This window comes from Dyadobacter frigoris (assembly GCF_005280585.1).
In the GTDB taxonomy this organism is placed as follows: Bacteria; Bacteroidota; Bacteroidia; order Cytophagales; family Spirosomataceae; genus Dyadobacter; species Dyadobacter frigoris.
The window spans coordinates 1-20,301 of the sequence record NZ_SZVO01000018.1; the positions used below are offsets into that span (position 1 = coordinate 1).

Sequence of the window (20,301 nt, forward strand, 5' to 3'; positions counted from 1 at the left end):
GAAAGCGGCGTAAAGCTGTCATGCATGGAATTGACCGAGCCGGTTGAGATGACGGTGGTGGCTATACTCCAAAAGGCAGAAGCTGTACTTCCAAACCTGACTTCCTTACCTTCCATGGCACCGGCACCGTTATCAATACCCATGGCGGTGATGGCGTGATTTCCACCGTTTTCCCAAATGATTGTAGGAACAGTAAGCAGTAAAAACCCGATTGTCATGACCCCAAAAATCATCCAGCTCATTTTTCTTCTTTTCAAAAAGAAGCCAAAAGCAAAAACCATCGCCATTGGAATGATCATTTGTGCGATCATTTCAACGATGTTAGTCAGATAATTAGGGTTTTCAAGCGGGTGCGCAGAGTTGGCCCCGTAATACCCGCCGCCGTTGGTACCCAAATGTTTAATCGCAACAAATGCTGCAACCGGGCCTGTGGAAACCTGAACGGTATCTCCCTGCATGTTGACGATCGTATCTTTTCCTTCAAACGTCATCGGCGTTCCGTTGAAAGCCAGAATAGCAGCAACAAGAATAGAAAGTGGAAGCAGGATTCTTGTACAGGATTTAACCATCAAATTGTAGAARTTACCCAGTTTGTCCGTTGTGCGTTCGCGCAAGGCCATAAACAAAACAGCTGCTGCGGCCATACCTGTTCCCGCTGTTACAAAGTGAAGGAACATCAGAAATAGTTGAGACAGATAACTAAGCCCGGATTCGCCGGAGTAATGCTGCAGGTTACAGTTTACGACAAAGGAAATACTGGTATTAAAGGCCAGATCAGCCGTTTGTCCGGGGTTTCCGTCAGGATTTAGCGGCAGCCAGCCCTGGTTCATTAATACAAACATGCCCAGCACAAACCAGACCATGTTGATGGTGATCAGCGAAAACATATGTTGTTTCCAGTTCATTTCGGCCTTTGGGTCAATACCGCTGATTTTGAAAAACAACTTTTCGATAGGATTAAAAACAGGATCGAAGGAGGTTTTTTCGCCTGCGTAAACTTTTGCTATGTACTTGCCCAGCGGTATTGCAAAGGCAATCGTCAGGACAAACATGGCAATGATTCCAAATAATTCAGTGTTCATTTTTTTATTAATTTAAATTCGATTTCGCTTTCCAGAAAATGATGTAAACCATCGATAAAACAACCAGCCATACAAAAACAATGGTGAGAACCTCCCACAGCCCTGATTTGCTTTTGTTGTCTTTACCGTGCGTTTCCATGACTTTGGGATTAGAACTTTTCAGGTTTGATCAAAACATAACAGATGTAACCAAACACACATATTGAGACTATAAAGAGCGCTGCCATGATTAGATATTTTCAAAGAAGTTTACTGTTTTGTAGAAAAGCGCGAAACATAAAATTCCGGCAGATAATAAGAGGATTGTGATCATACTATTTTAAAATTAAGGTGTTAATAAGCATTGATTTGTTTGATGTACTCGGCACGAAGTGCAGCAGGGAATATTTTCTGTACATCGATGTGGTGCAGTTCCAGAATCATCGAAAGGTTGTAGACATACACGTTTGTTATGGCGTTTCTGGTTTGGTAGCTGCCATTCAGGTATAGTTTTTCAACCGCGTTCAGGCATCTTTTTGTCCTTTCTGCATTGCCTGACAGTACGAAGGTGACCGTCAGGGCCGCGAATTGCTGCATTTGCTTGTAAACGCTATTTCGAAGTTTGTTTCTCATGATCTTTTTCGGCTATTTATAAGGCTGCATACCAAACATGTTCCTTGATTTTTGTTTTTTAATTAAATAGCTGGAAATCAAATTTTTATAATTATTTTCGCTGCTTCAAGGTTGAAATTAACACTATCAAAATGATAAGGTTTATCAAAATGATTGGCCTTATATCCCAGCCGCTTTGCGTTAGCGGATGCCGTACTCTTCGATTTTTCGGTACAGCGTTGCGATACCAATTTCGAGCAGGCGCGCGGTTTCGGCTTTGTTTCCTTTGCTGTAATTGAGTACTTTCTGGATATGCAGCTTTTCGATACTGGCCATCGAGAAAGCGGACAGGTTTTTGCCTTTGGCCTGCATAGTCTGCTGTATGTCAAAGGGAAGGCTCTCGGTCTGAAGTTCTCCGTCACTAAGGATCACCGCTCTTTCAATCACATTTTTAAGCTCACGGACATTGCCCACCCAGGCGTAGGTTTCCAGACGTCTGAGAAATTCCCTGGAATAATGAAGGTCCTTTTTATTGGTCTGCTCCGCGAAATGGGAGATGAAATGATCTGCCAGGGCCGGTATATCCTTAACCCGTTCACGGAGCGGCGGAAGTGTGATCTGAAAGACATTGAGCCGGAAGTAAAGATCCGGGCGAAACCTTTTTTCTTCGGACTCGACTTTTAAGTCACGGTTCGAGGCGGCAATCAGCCTGAAGTTCGACCGGACAGGCTTTGTATCGCCGAGTTTAATAAATTCGTGTGTTTCAAGGACCCTTAACAGTTTTGCCTGAAGTTCCAAAGGCAGCTCACCGATCTCATCCAGGAATAAGGTCCCCTGATTGGCTTCTTCAATAAGCCCTTTTTTATCTTTATGAGCACCCGTGAAAGCGCCCTGTTTATAGCCGAATAATTCGCTTTCAAGAATTTCCCGGCTAAAGGTGCTGCAGTTCAAAGCGACAAAGCTTTTATCGCCCCGGCTGCTTTCATGATGAATCGCCTGTGCGAATACTTCTTTTCCGGTTCCGGTTTCCCCGCTTAAAAGAACGGCTGTATCAGTCGGGGCTACTTTTCGGGCCATTTCGATGGCTTGTAAAAAGGGACCAGATCTGCCGATGATCGAGTCAAACGAAAACCGCTTTGCGACGATCGTTTCGAGCTTCCTGATTTTTTTTTGCAGTTGGGATTTTTCAACAGCACGTGTAAGCAAGGGAATAATTTTGTCATTGTCATCCCCTTTGACGATATAATCCAGCGCCCCGTTTTTGATCGCTTGTACGCCGTCTGCAATGTTGCCATAGGCGGTCAAAAGAATGATCTCAGCGAGCGGGTTTTTGGCTTTTAAAAGTCTGATCATTTCAATACCGTTGCCATCGGGTAGTTTCACATCGCATAGAACCGCATCGATTTCAGGGTTTTCGATCAGTTTCAGTGCCGATTTACTGTCGGTAGCCTCGATTACTTCATATCCTTCTGCCCGGATGATCCTTGTAAGCAGGGATCGAAGTTTGTCTTCATCATCAATGATTAATATCGTTTTCAATCTGAGAATTTTAAAATGTTGATGCGTGAAAGAAATGCGGGGTAGGTTTTTTGTTTGCTTTATGGGCCACCTTAGCACGATCAGAACGATAGCAAAGATCATTCCGCAGGCTGGCTTAATGGTTGTAAGTATCTGATTATAAGTATATAGTATATTGGATTTGGATTTATGCTATCCTGGATACTATCAAAATGATAATACGGCTTACGGTGAAAGGGCTTAGCCGTTGTAAAGCTTCCAAAGGAGCTGGCTGCATCAGCTAAAATCGCAATGACAAGTAGGGTAAGGACTTAGATCGCTGTTTGCTTTTAAAAGATTTAAGCTACACTGAGTGCTTTCTGGCTGATCAACGGATCAAAAAGCTGAAATGCCCGCCAAAAAGCATTTTTTTGGGTTTAATCCATGAAGCCTATGGCCGTTTCTTAGCTTTTTTTTGATAGCTATCAATTTCCCGTGCTGTCATCTAAGCGCTATCATAATGATAATCCTTCTCATTATGATAGTGGTCGCATGGACTTTCTCTTTTGGTAAGGGGAATTTGTTTTCTTCAATATATTGTAAATTAACCAGTTATGTATGCATCACGAAAGGTTCTTATTTTGGGTATGCGTTTGGTAATGTGGCAGGTAACTTTTTAAGTAAACCAATTATTATACCCGTGTCATGTTTATTATAACCCTAGCAGCCTGTCGGACTTGAACGTTTAGAAATAGTTTTGTATCTTCAGATTATGAAACATTTTGTAGGAGCTAACCGCGGGCAAACGACATTTATGCCTTATGATCTTGAAGAATGGTTGCCACAGGACCATTTGGCCCGATTCACCGTTGAGATCGTCGATAAACTGGATTTTACTAGGGTCTATGCACAATATCGTGGTACTGGCACTGCCGCATATGACCCAAAATTACTTCTGGCTTTGATCTTTTATGGTTATTCCACAGGTGTTTTTAGTTCCAGGAAGATAGAATATGCCACGTATGATTCCATCGCCTTTCGTTTTATTTCAGGCAATCAGCACCCTGATCACGACACGATTGCAGGTTTTCGTAAGCGTTTTCTTAGCGAAATCAAGGGTTGGTTTAAGGATATATTGCTTATTGGCAAAGAGTTAGGCTTAGTAAAGCTAGGGAATGTGTATTTGGATGGTACGAAAATTCAAGCAAATGCCAGCAAACATAAGGCAATGAGCTATGAATATATGAAACGGCTGGAAGAGCAGTTGGAATCTGAAATAAGTAAACTCCTTGCGATTGCATCCAGCACGGATGAAACCGAGAAACCTGAAAAAATGGACGTTCCTGCTGAGCTGAAGCGGCGTGAGGATCGTTTAGAGAAAATCAAACAGGCTAAGGCCGCAGTCGAAGCCCGGGCTACCGAGCGCTACAAGCAAGAAAAAGAAGAATATGACAAGAAGATAAAAGCACGCTGCGAAAAAGAAGAAAAAACTGGAAAAAAGTCCAGAGGAAAAGTCCCGAAAGAGCCAGAAAATAAACCAAATCAGACCGATCAATATAATTTCACTGATCCGGAATCTCGAATTATGAAGACTCCATCAGGATTTGAACAATGCTATAATGCCCAGGCTGCTGTTAACGAAGATATGATTATCGTCGGAGGCTATAGTAATGAACATGGAAACGATAAATCTGAATTTCTGCCTTGTATAACTTCCGTTCCAACAGAATTAGGCGCAATAAAAGTAGCTGTGGCGGATGCGGGCTATTTTAGTGAAAACAATGTGACAACTCTGCCGGAAGGCATTATAGCTGTTATTGCTACATCCAGAGAATCACATAACAGCTATCTTGAAATTATCTTAGACCCAAAAGAAGAAAGGGTTGGGTATAAAGATATTCAACAGCCCCAAGAAAACTTGACAGTAATTGAGCAAATGAACAGACGTCTAAAAATTCCGGGATACAGTGCTATTTATAAAAAGCGAAAGCAAACAGTAGAGCCTGTTTTTGGGATTATTAAATCAGTTTTAGGCTTCCGACAATTTTCATTAAGAGGACTATTTGAAACAGACAACGAATGGAGTTTGGTATGCTTGGCTTACAACATAAAACGTATGTTTAAGATGTCAATGACATCATAAAAAAGATGCTAAATTAGGACAACACCCAGCAAAAAAATGATAGCAAAAAAGAAATTTTAAAATTCCAAAAGAAAAATCTCACACACAAAAGAAAGCTAAGAGCGACACACTCCTAGGAGTTTTCGTTATTATTGCCGGTTTTACAGTGACCAGATCCATGTCCCCTGTATCCCGTTTTTCACAGGTGTTTAAAATAGCCGGAGCCTGCATGGTTATCCTGGGTATGCTCTCCTCAGGAGTGCGTCAGATAGATGCTGGTACGATTGGGGTCAAATCACTGTTTGGAGAAGTCAGCCCACAGGTGCTTGAAAATGGGGCTCAACTTTGTGAATCCGCTCGCAGAGGTTGCAATATTCGATACAAAGACCCAGAATTACACTATGTCTGCCCAAACCAATGAGGGCGAAGTCAAAGGTGATGATGCAATCCGGGTTTTATCTGCTGATGGGCTTGAAGTGGTGATTGATCTGACGGTTTTGTATAAGATTATGCCTGGCAAAGCACCCGATATCTACAAAGGAATTGGCATTGATTATAAAGACAAAATTGTAAGGCCCATCACCCGTACGCGGATTCGTGATAATGCGGTGTATTACGATGCTGTCGCACTGTATTCCAAAAGAAGGGACGAATTTCAAAGCCGTATTTACCAAACCATCGACAAAGATTTTAAAAGCCGGGGCCTGATTTTGGAGCAGCTCCTGATACGGAATATCAACCTGCCGGAATCTGTCAAAAAGACGATTGAATCAAAAATCAATGCAGAACAAGATGCCCAGAAGATGGAGTTTGTCCTGCAAAAAGAAAAACAGGAAGCCGAACGTAAAAGGGTAGAAGCCAGAGGTATTTCGGATTATCAGACCATTATCGCTCTAAGCCTCACAGACCGTCAGCTGCAATACGAAAGTATTAAAGCCCAAAAGGAACTCGCCGCATCGCCAAATGCCAAGATCATTGTGCTGGGATCCAAAGGAAACGTGCCCCTGATCCTTAATGACAAATAAATACCTGCATTCAACGATTCCTCATAGGATTGCAATAATATAACGTTTTAAAGCCTACGTAACATGTCATAATAAGGCGTCTTCACATGGAAGAATTCTTCGATTTTCAGCTTTATTCGGATGAAACGGGGATGTCTAAACCGAATTGAAGACTCTTTGAGCTTATGGTTGAAAAAATTTATAAATATGCCAAAGTTAAAAATATTGACTTAAATGAGATAATTCATATCGGAGACAATCTAAAGGCTGATATCGAAGGTGCCCGTTCCATCGGTATCAGGAGCCTTCTGATTAATTCCAATCATACACCTATTTTATCTTTGGTCAGCTGATATATCTTACTTACTCATTGCATCAAGTGAATGCAATGAATAAGATCAGCTTAGTGACTTTTGTAATTTCAATGGCTAATAATTAGCCTGGTAGGCTGTTCCCCAGGTGCAGCCTACAAAAAAGGCCGCTGTAATTGGTAATGTGGACTATACAATGTGTGGTGGGGGTGGTGGCTGGTTTGTTCAAGTGGGTTCAGCCGGGTATCAGGCTGAGATTGCAGCACCTTACAACAAAGAAAATAAATCTGTCTGGATTCGTTTCAAAAAAAACGAAAGTGACGGGAATAAAATAAATGGTAGGTGGATTGTTATTTCTTCAATACGGGACCGGGAATAAATACTACGTCTCAGATAATGGATATTCCTCTCTATACTTTCACAGGAATATCTAAGATGACGTCGGTTTTTTAAAAAAGCAATCCAGTAAATGACATCCACTAGCTTTCCGATAAACCAGGGTTTTTGTGCAAATAATCATAAATCCAGAAAACGTAAAATAGCAATACAAGAAGTGGCTTGACCAAAGAAATGCGCTCGCCGATATCGTTGTATTTAATGGTGATATGAAAAAAAAGGTTTCAGCAGAACACTGTTCGATGTGGAGTTGGTAATGAAAGACGGGTTCATTGAATTCCGTAAGCCCCATTAAAAAAGGATTTTCGAGTGCGTACAGTGTGAATAGACCGGCTTGACTGGATTACTTATGGGTTAATTGCTTTAAAGTTATTAGTAAAAAATAGTTTTTGTTGTATAAAATTTCTCAAATGAATCTCTCTGTCCCAAACCGAACGACTATCGTCCGTTTTTGAACATTTTGATTGGTATTATTTTAGGTAAATACTTTATAGTAAATTGATTAGCAAAAAATTACTTTCATGGCATACTATTTGATTACCGCATATTAATGTGTTAGGTTTGGCATTGGGAATTACAAGCTGGTCATCTGCATATTCATTAAATATGAGTTGCGTTTTGGCCCGTTTGATATTATCAGTTCTGAGGATTCAAGAGGTGATGTGCATCGATCCTTCTCATCGTGCTTTCTTTTCAATATTTAACATCAAAAGTCCATGATCCGAAACTACCTGAAAATTGCCTTCCGTAACCTGGTCAGGAATAAAGGTTATTCTGCTATTAACATTGGTGGACTGGCTGTGGGAATGGCCGTGGCTGTGCTAATTGGTTTGTGGATTTATGATGAATTGTCATTTAATAAATACCACAAAAACTATGATCGCATTGCCTTGGTGAATCTGAACCAGGTTTTTGGAGACGAAATTCACTCTTCGGCCTCGGTCCCATTTCCCTTTGTCAATGAACTCAAAACCAATTATGGTGAGAATTTCAGGCATATTGTTCCGTCTACATTCAGAACAGAGGCGGTCCTTACAGCCGGGGAAATTATGTTGGCAAAAAACGGACAATTTGTAGGTTCGGATGCGCCTGAAATGTTTTCCTTAAATATGCGCCGGGGCTCCTGGGCCGCATTGCAGGATCAGCAGTCAATTTTACTGTCGGAATCTACTGCCAATGCTTTGTTTGGGAAAACAGATCCAATGAATAAGCTGATCAAACTGGACACCGACAACGACCTGAAAGTTACCGGTATTTATAAGGATGTTCCGCAAAATTCGCAATTTCATGATCTTCATTTCCTTGCTTGCTGGGATTACTTTGTTGCTAAAAATCCATATATGTCCAAAAAACAATGGGATAATCATGCACTGCTGATGTATGTGGAAATAAAACCGGAAACCAGCTTTGCAAAGGCTTCTGCTGCGATCAGGGATTCAGAACTCAAAGTGATCAGGAACATTGATAATATGAAAAATGAAGCTGCAACCAATCCGCAGATGTGGCTTCATCCTATGAAAAACTGGCATTTGTATTCTGAATTCAAGAATGGCATTGCCGCCAACGGACCGGTTCAATACGTGTGGATGGTTGGTCTGATTGGTTTTTTTGTACTGCTTCTTGCCTGCATCAATTTCATGAATTTAAGTACGGCCCGTTCGGAAAAGCGTGCGAAAGAAGTGGGTGTCCGTAAAGCAGTTGGCTCGTTGCGTGGGCAGTTGGTCGGACAATTTTTTACCGAATCGTTTTTGGTTGTTTTTATATCCTTTGGCATAGCACTGGGTTTAGTCCAGTTTTCTCTTGCCTGGTTTAACGAGTTATCCGCCAAACAGATGACAGTGCCTTGGAACAATATATACTTTTGGCTTTTTGACCTGAGTTTTATATTAATAACAGGATTACTGGCAGGGAGCTACCCAGCTCTTTATTTAACCTCCTTTAAGCCGGTTAAGGTGTTAAAAGGCACGACAGTGCAACTGGGGCGTTACGCTTCGCTGCCACGAAAGATTTTAGTTGCCATGCAGTTTACCGTTTCGATAACCCTCGTTATTTGCACAATTATCATTTATAGCCAGGTACAGTTTGCCAGGAACCGGCCGGTTGGATATTCCCGGGATGGTTTGATGATGATTACAATGAAGTCGGACGATTTTTACAAGAAATCTGATTTGATAAGAAATGAACTGAAAAACACAGGGGTGGTAAAGGAAGTAGCACTATCGCAAAGTCCTGTAACCGATGTCTGGTCCTCTAATGGCGGTTTTAGCTGGAAAGGAATGACTAACGAGAATCCGCCGAGTTTCAGTACGCTGACAGTCTCTACTGAATATGCCAAAACAGTGGGTTGGCAATTTGTTTCCGGAAGAAATTTTTCAAAAGAATTCGCTTCTGATTCTTCCGGTTTTGTGATCAATGAAACAGCTGCAAAGTTGTTTGGATTCAAACAAGCTATCGGAGAGCAGGTGTGGTGGAAAAGTCAATGGATGACCAACAATATCCAAAAACGGTTTACCATTTTGGGTATTGTAAAAGATATGGTCATGGAGTCACCTTTCGAGCCTATCGCACCAACTGTTTTCTTTCTGTCCGGCGGTGCTAACTGGATCAATATCAAGATTGACCCGAATGTCAGTACTACTGCCGCATTACCAAAGATCAAAGCAATATTTGAAAAACTAACTCCGACGGTTCCCTTCGACTACAAATTTGCTGATGAAGAATACAATGCCAAGTTTCGGACGGAAGAAAGGATTGGCAAACTGGCAACGTTTTTTACTATCCTGGCCATTTTTATTTCCTGTTTAGGGCTTTTCGGATTAGCATCTTTCGTGGCTGAACAACGCACCAAAGAAATTGGTATCCGGAAAGTGTTGGGAGCTTCCATAGCGGACCTTTGGCAAATGCTTTCAAAGGATTTCGTGGTTCTGGTCATTATTTCCGCCATCATTTCAACACCAATTGCCTGGTATGCCATGCAGGAATGGTTGGGGAAATACAACTATCGAACGGAAATTTCCTGGTGGATTTTTGCCGCATCAGGAATCGGAGCATTGTGTATTACTTTATTGACCGTGAGTTACCAGGCAATCCGGGCAGCGTTGCTGGATCCGGTGAAATCCTTGCGAAGCGAATAGGAGAGGAGATGTGAAATGGTCATTGGACTGGGCATGTCGCTATAAAGCTTTCAAATACTTAAACTAACTCACCGGATAGATTGAGCGTTTTACCTGTTAGCCAACAGCCTTTCCCCATTGACCCATTTCAAAACGACCATTCTAATCAATTATCTGAAAATCGCCTGGCGCAACCTGCTTAAAGAGCATCAATTTACGCTTTTGAACCTGGTTGGGTTATCGACGGGTTTAGCATGCACACTGCTCATTTTACCTTTGGGTGAATGACGAATTGTATGTGAACAAGTACAATGATAAGGATGAGCAGCTTTATCAGGTGATGGCTAATTACAAAACGGAACACGGTGTTAAGACCATCAATCGGCGCTATTGACGGTAAAAAAAGAGACAGCGGCCCAATTTGAAAGATATATCCAATGATATGCTTCCGTTTTTCGGGGTTAATTTTTGTCACAAAAAACGGGAAATTAAATCGTTACGGGTCGTTTGGTCACCCTATATAAAGAATGTCGAATCTTACCAATTCAAAACCCTGGTTTTTCTGCCAATTATTAATCGAACTCAGGTTTTAGCGATGAATAACAGAAAACCGGGTAAAAAACAGGTTGATGTTGCTGTTGATGAGGCTTTGGAAGCCGTAGGGCTAAAAGAAAAAATGACCCGATTGCCAACCGATCTTTCCGGGGGACAGCGTAAACGAATTGGTATTGCCCGTGCATTGATTCTCAAACCCAAGATCATGTTATACGATGAACCAACTTCGGGGCTAGACCCGGTCACGAGCATCGAGATTAAGGCATTGATTAGGGAAAGCAGCAGTACAATACGAGTTCAGTGATCATTACACACGATTTTACGTGTGCAAAAAATACCGGAGATCGCATAGCAATGCTTTTGGATGGTAAATTTCAGCAGACCGGAAGTTTCGAGCAAGTATTTAACACGAAGGACAAGCAGGTCGAAATTTTCTATGATTACAATTTTTTGGAATAGTTAAGTGACAGTATTTGACCTGGTTAGTGGCAGTTTTTCGGTCGATCAACTCGGTTTATTTTTTGGATTTCCAAAACCTGCTTTTTCCATCTGCTATCCATTCCACAGCTTCGTCTAATCTTTTTTGCCTTGTCTCATCTGTCTTGGCGTCCGAAATCCATAAAATGTATTCTTTGCGAAAAGAGTTTGACTTGCTTTCAAATATCTCTTTTGCTTTTGAATTGGATGATAATCTTTGGAGAAAATAATCGGGTGTTTCTAAAATCTGTGGTTTGTCCGATTTTTTTGCTGGCACTTTAATGCCTTTTTCATTCAGCATTATGGCCTCTCTAAGCAGTGCAACAAAGTCGTTGTCGGCTGGTAAATCAGAAAGCTGGGTTATTTTACCCAAAAATCTTTGAATTGGCTTTAAAACTTTACTTCCTTTCAGGCGTGGGTCATTCATTATTTCTGCCTTTATAAATGTGAAGGAACAATGACTTTTATAAGAAGCCATTACACACATAAAATCTGCTTTGTAATCAAAATGTGGTATTCCCCACTTGATTGCTTCAACCACTTCCGGGCAATTTTTATGAATGAGTTGTCGCCAATGTTCTAAAATTGGCTGGGCAAACTCTGCTGAATTACTAATGTATTCCGTTACGTTTTTATCTAATTGTGCCATGGTTCTATTTGTTAATCGTCAATAGTAGAGTATCTAATCGGTCAAGTGTAGACGCTAAACCTTCTTTTAAACCCATTTGGATTACGGTTTCCAAATCTGCAAGAGAATTATAGGTTACGATGGTTTCAACTGGCAAACCATTGGTCAAGTAATTCGCTTTTGGTGTAGCAGTCCCATACTAGTGTTAAGTAAATACTAAATTGACGGATATAGTCTTTTTGATTTTATTCTGGCGTCTTCCTTTTTAAACTGCCGGTTTATGGTAGCTTCTTTGTTGTTTTGATGATTTTGCCAGGCGTTTACTTCTGTTTCAATTTTTTCTCTGGTAGAAATATGTCGATTCAGGCATTGTCCAGTTAGAACATGCAGTTCTATGGCCCCGGCCATCCGGTTCTGCCATATTTAACCGCACGGGCGGCCCCGCAACTGCCGTGCTTTGGAGTATAGATAAATTCAAATTTATCGGCACCGGCCGCCCGGCATAGTTTTTTTGCTTCCTCTGGTTCGAAAGCCTCATAAAATGCGGATGGGTCGTGGGTCTTAAAGTTGTCCATGACCAACGTGATTTTTTGAGCATTGAGACATAATTCATCGGATATACGCTTTATGAATTTAGCCCATTCCTTTTTCGTTTTGAATTCTGTTACTTCAACAAGGCGCCTTCCTCGCAATGGCTCACTGGCCATAAAAATATTAGCAACTCCATGCCTGATATATTCGTAATCAATTTTGGTTTCTTGGCCAGGTTTCATAGGAACTGAGATTCGGGCGTCTTGGATCAGTTGCTTGGGCGACTAGTCCATACATATTACTGGAAATGATTCATTATAAGGCCTTTGATATACATCAAGCACCCGTTCCATGTGTGCTGCAAATTCGCTACTTCGTTCGGCGGCTATCACCGCCCGGCCATCCCTTTACTTTTCAAGGCTTAACGGGGCAGCCCGGCGGCTCATTTTTTTTAGAACGTTACCTACTGCTACATGTGAGATACTTTCCACATATTTTAACTCCACCATTTTATCTGCTAAAAGCCGTAAAGACCATTTGTCAAATCCTGCCGGGGGACTGCTGCTGCAAAGAGACACCAATTTCGCTTCCATTTCCCCATCTATTTTTGGTTCGTACATCCGGGTTGTTTTTCGACGCTCTAATGATGCTTCAAAACCATCCTCGACAAATTTCTTTTTGATTCTGTCTATTGTTCTCATCCCAATCCGTAACACATTGCTAATTTGTTCATTGGTTACCTTCTGAGAATACTCGCCTTCATCGCTATTTATAAGAACGTATGCTGCTCTAAATGTTTGTGTGGTATGCGAGCCTTTGTTGATAATTTGCATCAGCTCTTCAACCTCTGTCTTAGTCAATTTAATGTGATATCGTATCATAGTCGATTTTTTGACTAGATACGAAATTATTACGTCATATTATAATTAACTTAACACTAGTCTGTTTTTACAAGAATCCGTTTCCAGGTTTTGGTATCTCCAATGATTAAGGTGTCACCTTTTAAAATAAATTGACGTGGTTGGTCAGTGTCAATATACCAAGGTAAAGAACCTCCTTTAACGTGATGTGTCACGATAGATTTATTAAAATCAACTGTGTATGTTCCAAAATATCCTAATGAAAAATGGGTCACCCAATTCAGCAAATTAATATTGTAGTTTTTGGCTGAATCTTCTGAAATTTTCAAAGGTGTTTCAGCAGAAATGTTAAGATTGAGAATACCGGATTTGGTATATGTGAAATATCCTTTTGGATTTATTCCATATCGATATGTCCACTTTGAGGTTACAGAATCTAAATCTGCAAATTCGATTAATCTCCAGGTGCCTATTAACTTCTCCAGTTGCGTCGTTGGAATTTTAGGCTTACTTGATTTTATTGTATTTTGTCCAAACGAATTGGAAGTTTGCAACAATGCGAATACCAACAAAAAATATAACTTTTTCATGTGTCAAAGTTTATTATTGTGAGCGTCATAATGTTTTTGTCTTGCCTAGAATGGCAGTCCGTTTAAAAACCCAAATTAATTTTCATTCGAACCGATTTTGGCTTAAATATAGGCCATTTAAGCGGTTAAAAAGAGCTGAATTGTGATAACTTACGCTGGTGTTTTGTTGAAGAATAAGAATATCTACGGCTTTAAAATAACTTTATATCATCAAAAACAGCAAAGCAAGTGCGCTTAGATACTTTTTAAGCACATTTTGGTCAATAATATTGGATATGCGGCGGAGATTGAATGCTATAAATATCAGTCCCACATCAACAGAAGCTCTTTTTATTGTTTTCCTGATACTGATGTAGTAGAAATTCCATTGTTCTTGATTACTCCGAAAGGATGTTCAGCTGCAAAACGTAGCCCTTGGACTACGTTTTGGCACCATCTGTCTTAGATCGATTTCAGTTTCGAGAACATGCTTAACTGATCGGAGACCTATGACTCTCGACCGTAGTCTCCCGGCGGCTACGCTCAACTAGCATTCCGCAGGATTGTTTTAGCCCTTCTTACCTTGTTTTCCATGGCCTTGCTGTCGTTTTGGTTGTTTACCTTAAAATCGATTGGGATGTTGTGCTTTGCATCCACGGTAGGCAGTGACTCCAAAATCTCTTCAATAGGTTTGTTTTAACCACTTTTTTACATGGAATTACCATGCCCACTTTTGTTCAAATACGAACGTCAATTGTCCGATTTTGAACAATTGCTATTTAATATTCCGGATACAATAGCCATTTCGGGAGCGGGGTGGCTATTTTCAATATCCGGCACATGATTTGTTATACAGAAACAGATTATATAATCTTAATTTATTAAATATCCCTTTATCAATGAGACGAAGCGATTTAGGAGAGTTTGAAGAAGTGGTGTTGCTGGCAGTAGCGGCTTTGTCGCCCAATGCCTATACGGTTGCCATTGCTGAGGAAATTGAACGAGAAACTGGGAACGTAGTTACCTCCGGTGCTGTGCACGCAGCCATGCAACGCCTTGAACAAAAAGGGTATCTGCGGTCTGTCTGGGGTGAAGCAACGGCGGAAAGGGGTGGTCGCAGAAAACGGCTGTATACGGTAACAGCCTTGGGTGGACGAATTCTGGAAGAATCAAGAGCGGTTCGCAATCGGTTTTGGGACCGGATAATGCCTGCTATTCGCCTGGAATGGAGCTGATCATCTCTCAAAGCCATGAAATCAGAACAGTCGACATCAGGTCAGCCGCCCGGGTATCTTACCAATTTCATAAAAATGCTGGTCAAGCCGCATCTGCGTGAGGAAATACTGGGTGATTTACATGAACGCTATATGCGGAGGGTAAAGACGCAGGGAGTAGCACGAGCCAGGAGAAGATACTGGCTGGAATCTCTGGCCTACATGCGCCCGGCGTTTATCAAAAGACAAAAAAGTGAATATCGGTCAACCTTTTTACTGAATCCAGCCATGATTAAAAATTATGTCAAAATCACGTACAGGACTTTTGTTCACAATAAATTGTATTCAGTCATCAATGTAGGAGGGCTGAGTATCGGGCTGGCGGCAGCAATGCTTATCATGCTTTACACTAAAGATGAAATCAGCTACGACCACTTCCATGAAGGGGCCGGTCAAATTTACCGTGTGGACAGAAAAATGATAAAATCGGAAGGTAACATCGCAAACAGTGGTTACACAGGTTATTTTCAAGGATCTCGATTTTCGGCAGGGGTACCTGAGATTTTGGCTTTTGTTCGTTTGCAACAGGCTCAGATGGAAATGAAAACAGGTAACGACATTCACACTCAATCCGTCAGCCTGGTTGATTCCAATTTTCTATCAGTCTTTTCTTTTCCGATGATAAGTGGTAACGCCAAAACCGCATTACTCGACCCGGCTTCGGTGGTCATTACCGAGGAAATGGCTCAAAAGCAGTTTGGTACAACAGATGTTTTGGGGGAAACTATGTTTTTAAAAAATGGCGCCGGGTTCAATCCTGTTACCGTGACAGGGATAGCCAAAAATTGTCCGCAGAATTCATCTATCAAATTCCAGATGTTACGGCCGTTGAATGTTTCAGCCAGTGAGGAAGGCCTTAACGAAAATTGGTTCAGATTTTTCCTGAATACTTTCGTTGTTCTTGCTCCGAGTGCGAACCTACAGACCGTAGAGGCGAAGATGCAAAAGGTGTTTGAGGCAGATGCAGCAGAATCTATCAAGATGATCCGCGAAAAGTACGGTATAGCAAATGTGGGCATGTCGTTTTTTCTGCAGCCCCTTACCGATATCCATCTTAGTAAGAATGTTTCGGCAAGTGAAGGCCTTTCAGATGCCGGTAATCCGGCTTATTCCTACATCCTTTCTGGTATTGCCCTTTTTATACTGATCATAGCCTGCATCAATTTTGTAAACCTGATGGTGGCGCGGTCGATAAAGCGCGCCAAGGAAATTGGGATTCGAAAATCAATAGGTGGTAACAGAAATCAGCTTATTATACAATTTCTGGGCGAGTCGTTTCTGTTGTGTCTGGCAGCTTTTGTACTTGCAATCTTGATGGTGCAAGTTGTTCTCCCGGTGTTTAACCAATTATCTGGTAAGGCGCTGGCCCTTTCTTATCTTGTTGATTTTAAACTCATAGCCGGATATAGTATTCTTTTTATCAGTACTGTATTGCTTGCAGGATTTTATCCTGCGTTGATTATCTCGGACTATAATCCCGTTAGTGCGCTTAATGCCAGGTTTACTTTGACCGGAAAAAATTACCTTCAAAAATCTCTGGTGGTTTTACAGTTTGGGCTGGCCTCATTTCTAATCATTTCTACGCTCGTAATTTTTTCACAATTTGATTTTCTGACCAACGAAAAGCTGGGTTATGAAGACACCAATTTGATAACCGTGCAGAAATGGGGCTTAAAACATCATGATGCAACTTTGTTTAAGGATGAATTAATTAAGAATCCAAACATTGTGGATGTGGCATTTAAGAATAATGGTTATTCGGGCAACACGGTAAAGGTAAATGGAGAGCACCGGGTAAATGTCACGTACGAAACTATCGACGCTTCGTTTATCCCATTATTGAAAATTCCGGTGATAAAAGGGCGAAATTTCTCTCCCATTTACCCTTCCGATTCAGTGCATTCGATTTTAGTGAATGAAACATTTGTGAAACAGGCCGGCTGGAAGGAGCCAGTCGGGCAGGAAGTTGCCTTTTTTGATATCAACGAGAAATACACCGTCGTGGGCGTGGTGAAAGACTATCATTTTAAACCACTTACCGAGAAAATCGAACCCCAGCTATTTACAATGAATCCGGGGAGCGACTATGGGATGCTCTATATCAAAATTAAACCTGGCAGTGAAACAAATAGCTTAAAATACATTGGAGAAACTTTTAAAAACATGTTTCCGCTCGATTCTTATTCTTATGGTTTCAAAGACCAGGAAAATCTAAAAAGTTACGAAGCGGAAGCAAGATGGAAACAAATATTGTTGTTCGGAGCTATTCTAACCATTTTCATTTCCTGTATTGGGTTGCTGGGGTTGTCGGTGCTTTCTGCCGAGACCCGGACGAAGGAAATCGGTATCCGGAAAGTATTGGGCGCATCAGTAGCGGCGATTGTGGCCAGTTTGTCAAAGGATTTTTTGAAACTTGTCCTGATAGCCTTACTATTGGCAGTGCCCCTTGCCTGGTTGGCAGCAAATAAATGGCTGGAGAATTATCCATACCGGATCGCACTAAACGGGTGGTTGTTTGCCTCTGCGGCCATGATTGTTATTATGATTTCTTTGATAACCATAAGCTTCCAAAGCGTAAAAGCCGCACTGGCGAACCCGGTCAAGAGCCTTTGCAGCGAATAAGCGCCATGAAAGAAACCCAACCGCCCCGACAGCTTACCCGCTTCATCAACTGGCTGTTTGCGCCGCATCTGCGCGAGCAGATACTAGGTGATTTGCAGGAGCGATATATCCGCCGTGTGAAGGTACAAGGAGAAGCCAGTGCCCGGAGGCGCTATTGGCTGGAAGCATTGGCCTACATGCGCCCTGCATTTATCAAAAGACAAAAAAGTGAGTATCCGTCAACTGTTTTTTATAATCCTGATATGATACATAATTATTTCAAAATCGCGTTTCGCAACCTTTCGAATAATAAAGGGTATTCCGCTATCAACATTGGTGGCCTGGCAGTGGGGATGGGCGTGGCCATGCTCATTGGTCTTTGGGTTTATGATGAATTGTCATTTAATAAATACCATAAGAACTACGACCGCATTGCTGTAATACTTCAAAATGAAGATATACTTGGTGAAAAACAAACCTGGAAATCACTGCCATTCCCGTTTATCAACGAGCTGAAGGCCAATTACGGAGAGAATTTTAAACATATTGTTGCCTCCACACAAACCGGAGGCAGCCTGCTGACAGTAGGGGAAAAACAAGTCACAAAGACAGGGCAATTTGTCGAGCCTGATGGACCGGAAATGCTTTCTTTGGAAATGGTTTCAGGCTCCTGGGCAGGTTTACAGCAGCAGCAGTCGATCCTGTTATCTGAGTCCACCGCAAAAGCTTTGTTTGGAGACTCGGACCCCATGAATCAGATTGTTCAGATGGACACGGATAAAAATGCCAAAGTAACGGGCGTATACAAGGATATTTCCCAAAATTCCGAATTCCATAATCTGCAGTTCCTGTCCACCTGGCAATATTTCCTTGCGACCAACGCGTACATGGCGCAGAAAAAATGGGATAACCATGCGCTTTGGATCTACGTTGAGATCAAGCCTGAAACAAGTTTTGACAAAGCCACAGCGGCCATCCGGAACTCCGAGCTGAATGTTATCCGGCATATCGAGAACATGAAGGAAGAAGCAGGTTACAATCCACAGATGTGGCTTAACCGCATGAGCAACTGGCATTTGTATTCCAATTTCAAAAATGGAGTTGCCGATCAGGGCCCTGTGCAGTACGTATGGCTGGTTGGGGTGATCGGTTTTTTTGTACTGCTTCTTGCCTGCATCAATTTTATGAACCTGAGCACTGCAAGGTCGGCAAAGCGTGCTAAGGAGGTTGGGATACGCAAAGCAGTGGGCTCTTTACGCGGGCAATTGATCGGACAGTTTTTTAGCGAATCCTTTATTGTTGTCATCATCTCATTTCTTATTGCCCTCACGTTGGTTTATATTTCTCTGAGCTGGTTCAACGACCTTGCTGCCAAGCAGATGCTCATTCCTTGGACAAACTTATATTTCTGGATGTTCAATCTGGTTTTTATCTCTATCACAGGCGTTTTAGCCGGAATTTACCCTGCACTGTATCTGACATCCTTCCAGCCCGTAAGGGTACTGAAAGGCGCAACGGTTCACTTGGGACGGTTTGCTTCGCTGCCCCGTAAGATATTGGTCTCGATGCAGTTCACCGTATCAATAACGCTTGTAATCTGTACGCTTATTGTTTACAATCAGGTCCAATTTGCGAAAAACCGTCCAGTAGGCTATTCCCGTGACGGTTTGATGATGGTTTCCATGCAAACAGAATTTTTTGAAAAAGCCGATGTACTTCAGTCAGAACTGAAAAATACCGGTGTTGTCTCCGAGGTGGCGCTTTCGCAGAGCCCAACGACGGGCGCCTGGAGTACTAATAATGGGTTTACATGGCGGGGAAATGAGATGGGTACAGATGAATTTGCGAGCCTGAGCATATCGCCGGAATACGCAAAAACTGTGGGGCTGGAATTTATAGCGGGAAGGAATTTTTCAAAAGAGTATGCCTCTGATTCGACTGGTTTTGTGATCAACGAAACAGCTGCCAGGCTGATGGGTTTCAACCGTCAGCAGGTGGCGGAAGCAGTGGGCTTTCCCGTCAGATGGAAAAGCAAATGGATGACCGGTGATATACGTAAGCAATTTAAGGTCCTTGGAGTCGTAAAAGATATGATAATGGATTCGCCGTTTGAAAAAGTTAAACCCACTGCTTTTATGCTTTTTGGAAACCCAAACTGGATCAATATAAAATTACGCCCACAGGTAGCCACCAGCGTTGCTTTGCCAAAAATTGCGGCTGTTTTTAAAAGATTCAGTCCGTCCAGGCCATTTGAATATCAGTTTGCAGACTTGGAATATGATGCCAAATTCAGGTCGGAAGAGCGGATTGGCAAACTGACAAGTTTCTTTGCCAGTCTTGCCATTTTTATAAGTTGCCTTGGGCTTTTTGGGCTGGCGTCTTTCGTTGCTGAGCAAAGAAAGAAAGAGATCGGGATCAGGAAGGTGCTAGGTGCTTCACTGGTAAATTTATGGGTCATGCTTTCCAGGGATTTTTTATTTCTGGCAACCATCGGCTTTACGGTCGCCACACCGCTCGCCTGTTACTTCCTGAATACCTGGCTGGCCAAATACGACTATCGGGCTGAGCTGTCCTGGTGGATTTTTGCTGCTACCGGGGCAGGGGCGTTAGTGATTACGCTGGTGACTGTAAGCTTTCAGAGCCTGAAAGCTGCATTGCTCGACCCTGTGAAAAGTTTGCGTAGCGAATAG

At 42.0% G+C, this 20,301-nt stretch carries 16 protein-coding genes and 1 pseudogene; 9 read left to right on the plus strand and 8 right to left on the minus strand.

What is annotated here, in order from left to right:
- The 5 genes from FDK13_RS28605 to FDK13_RS28620 all read right to left on the minus strand — a co-directional run.
- Positions 1-1,082 (minus strand): potassium-transporting ATPase subunit KdpA (locus tag FDK13_RS28605; protein ID WP_137343452.1); only part of this gene is annotated, 1,082 nt, incomplete at its 3' end.
- A 7-nt stretch (positions 1,083-1,089) separates the two neighbouring features.
- Positions 1,090-1,221 carry a hypothetical protein gene (locus tag FDK13_RS36455; RefSeq protein WP_262711817.1) on the minus strand — a complete coding sequence of 44 codons (132 nt, stop codon included), beginning with the start codon at positions 1,219-1,221 and terminating at the stop codon, positions 1,090-1,092.
- Between the two features lie 10 nt (positions 1,222-1,231).
- Positions 1,232-1,309 carry a potassium-transporting ATPase subunit F gene (locus FDK13_RS36735; protein WP_137340128.1) on the minus strand — a complete coding sequence of 26 codons (78 nt, stop codon included), beginning with the start codon at positions 1,307-1,309 and terminating at the stop codon, positions 1,232-1,234.
- Between the two features lie 106 nt (positions 1,310-1,415).
- Complete coding sequence (locus FDK13_RS28615) at positions 1,416-1,694, minus strand: DUF7674 family protein (protein ID WP_137343453.1); 279 nt, start codon at positions 1,692-1,694, stop codon at positions 1,416-1,418.
- A 180-nt stretch (positions 1,695-1,874) separates the two neighbouring features.
- Complete coding sequence (locus FDK13_RS28620; protein ID WP_220417448.1) at positions 1,875-3,212, minus strand: sigma-54-dependent transcriptional regulator; 1,338 nt, start codon at positions 3,210-3,212, stop codon at positions 1,875-1,877.
- A 730-nt stretch (positions 3,213-3,942) separates the two neighbouring features.
- Between FDK13_RS28620 and FDK13_RS28625 the strand changes: the two genes are divergently transcribed.
- The 6 genes from FDK13_RS28625 to FDK13_RS36745 all read left to right on the plus strand — a co-directional run bounded on the left by FDK13_RS28625 (position 3,943) and on the right by FDK13_RS36745 (position 10,975).
- Positions 3,943-5,313, plus strand: a complete 1,371-nt coding sequence (locus tag FDK13_RS28625) for a transposase (RefSeq protein ID WP_137343455.1) — start codon at positions 3,943-3,945, stop codon at positions 5,311-5,313.
- 311 nt (positions 5,314-5,624) lie between these two features.
- The gene (locus tag FDK13_RS28630) at positions 5,625-6,317 is read left to right on the plus strand and encodes a prohibitin family protein (RefSeq protein WP_229216254.1); all 693 of its coding nucleotides are present in this window, start codon (positions 5,625-5,627) and stop codon (positions 6,315-6,317) included.
- A 164-nt stretch (positions 6,318-6,481) separates the two neighbouring features.
- Entirely contained in the window at positions 6,482-6,649 is a 168-nt protein-coding gene (locus FDK13_RS36740; RefSeq protein WP_137343456.1) for an HAD-IA family hydrolase, read from the plus strand.
- 106 nt (positions 6,650-6,755) lie between these two features.
- Complete coding sequence (locus FDK13_RS28640) at positions 6,756-6,986, plus strand: hypothetical protein (protein WP_137343457.1); 231 nt, start codon at positions 6,756-6,758, stop codon at positions 6,984-6,986.
- A gap of 733 nt (positions 6,987-7,719) precedes the next feature.
- On the plus strand, positions 7,720-10,137 hold the full coding sequence (locus tag FDK13_RS28645; protein ID WP_137343458.1) for an ABC transporter permease: 2,418 nt from the start codon (positions 7,720-7,722) through the stop codon (positions 10,135-10,137).
- Between the two features lie 574 nt (positions 10,138-10,711).
- The gene (locus tag FDK13_RS36745; protein ID WP_374756118.1) at positions 10,712-10,975 is read left to right on the plus strand and encodes an ATP-binding cassette domain-containing protein; all 264 of its coding nucleotides are present in this window, start codon (positions 10,712-10,714) and stop codon (positions 10,973-10,975) included.
- Between the two features lie 210 nt (positions 10,976-11,185).
- Here FDK13_RS36745 and FDK13_RS28655 read toward each other — a convergent pair whose 3' ends face one another.
- The 3 genes and pseudogenes from FDK13_RS28655 to FDK13_RS28665 form a co-directional block, all read right to left on the minus strand.
- Entirely contained in the window at positions 11,186-11,797 is a 612-nt protein-coding gene (locus tag FDK13_RS28655; RefSeq protein ID WP_137343459.1) for a YdeI/OmpD-associated family protein, read from the minus strand.
- 195 nt (positions 11,798-11,992) lie between these two features.
- Positions 11,993-13,188, minus strand: a pseudogene (locus FDK13_RS28660) (IS630 family transposase).
- 56 nt (positions 13,189-13,244) lie between these two features.
- Positions 13,245-13,757: a lipocalin-like domain-containing protein gene (locus FDK13_RS28665; RefSeq protein ID WP_137343460.1), complete on the minus strand. Its 513-nt coding sequence runs from the start codon at positions 13,755-13,757 to the stop codon at positions 13,245-13,247.
- A gap of 878 nt (positions 13,758-14,635) precedes the next feature.
- On the opposite strand from FDK13_RS28665, the gene FDK13_RS28670 reads away from it, so the two are divergent.
- Genes FDK13_RS28670 through FDK13_RS28680 form a run of 3 tightly spaced genes read left to right on the plus strand, consistent with a single transcriptional unit; the run spans position 14,636 to position 20,301 of the window.
- Entirely contained in the window at positions 14,636-14,971 is a 336-nt protein-coding gene (locus tag FDK13_RS28670) for a PadR family transcriptional regulator (RefSeq protein WP_137343461.1), read from the plus strand.
- Positions 14,972-14,986: 15 nt separating this feature from the next.
- A complete protein-coding gene (locus FDK13_RS28675) occupies positions 14,987-17,632 on the plus strand; it encodes an ABC transporter permease (protein ID WP_170982940.1) in 2,646 nt (881 codons plus the stop codon).
- Between the two features lie 5 nt (positions 17,633-17,637).
- Entirely contained in the window at positions 17,638-20,301 is a 2,664-nt protein-coding gene (locus FDK13_RS28680; RefSeq protein ID WP_137343462.1) for an ABC transporter permease, read from the plus strand.

What these genes read in the sequence shown, in the direction of transcription:
- FDK13_RS36455 (WP_262711817.1), bottom strand. Translation starts at nt 1,221, where the DNA reads ATGGAAACGCACGGTAAAGACAACAAAAGCAAATCAGGGCTGTGGGAG.
- FDK13_RS36735 (WP_137340128.1), bottom strand. Translation starts at nt 1,309, where the DNA reads ATGGCAGCGCTCTTTATAGTCTCAATATGTGTGTTTGGTTACATCTGT.
- FDK13_RS28615 (WP_137343453.1), bottom strand. Translation starts at nt 1,694, where the DNA reads ATGAGAAACAAACTTCGAAATAGCGTTTACAAGCAAATGCAGCAATTC.
- FDK13_RS28625 (WP_137343455.1), top strand. Translation starts at nt 3,943, where the DNA reads ATGAAACATTTTGTAGGAGCTAACCGCGGGCAAACGACATTTATGCCT.
- FDK13_RS28630 (WP_229216254.1), top strand. Translation starts at nt 5,625, where the DNA reads ATGGGGCTCAACTTTGTGAATCCGCTCGCAGAGGTTGCAATATTCGAT.
- FDK13_RS36740 (WP_137343456.1), top strand. Translation starts at nt 6,482, where the DNA reads ATGGTTGAAAAAATTTATAAATATGCCAAAGTTAAAAATATTGACTTA.
- FDK13_RS28645 (WP_137343458.1), top strand. Translation starts at nt 7,720, where the DNA reads ATGATCCGAAACTACCTGAAAATTGCCTTCCGTAACCTGGTCAGGAAT.
- FDK13_RS36745 (WP_374756118.1), top strand. Translation starts at nt 10,712, where the DNA reads ATGAATAACAGAAAACCGGGTAAAAAACAGGTTGATGTTGCTGTTGAT.
- FDK13_RS28655 (WP_137343459.1), bottom strand. Translation starts at nt 11,797, where the DNA reads ATGGCACAATTAGATAAAAACGTAACGGAATACATTAGTAATTCAGCA.
- FDK13_RS28665 (WP_137343460.1), bottom strand. Translation starts at nt 13,757, where the DNA reads ATGAAAAAGTTATATTTTTTGTTGGTATTCGCATTGTTGCAAACTTCC.
- FDK13_RS28670 (WP_137343461.1), top strand. Translation starts at nt 14,636, where the DNA reads ATGAGACGAAGCGATTTAGGAGAGTTTGAAGAAGTGGTGTTGCTGGCA.
- FDK13_RS28675 (WP_170982940.1), top strand. Translation starts at nt 14,987, where the DNA reads ATGAAATCAGAACAGTCGACATCAGGTCAGCCGCCCGGGTATCTTACC.
- FDK13_RS28680 (WP_137343462.1), top strand. Translation starts at nt 17,638, where the DNA reads ATGAAAGAAACCCAACCGCCCCGACAGCTTACCCGCTTCATCAACTGG.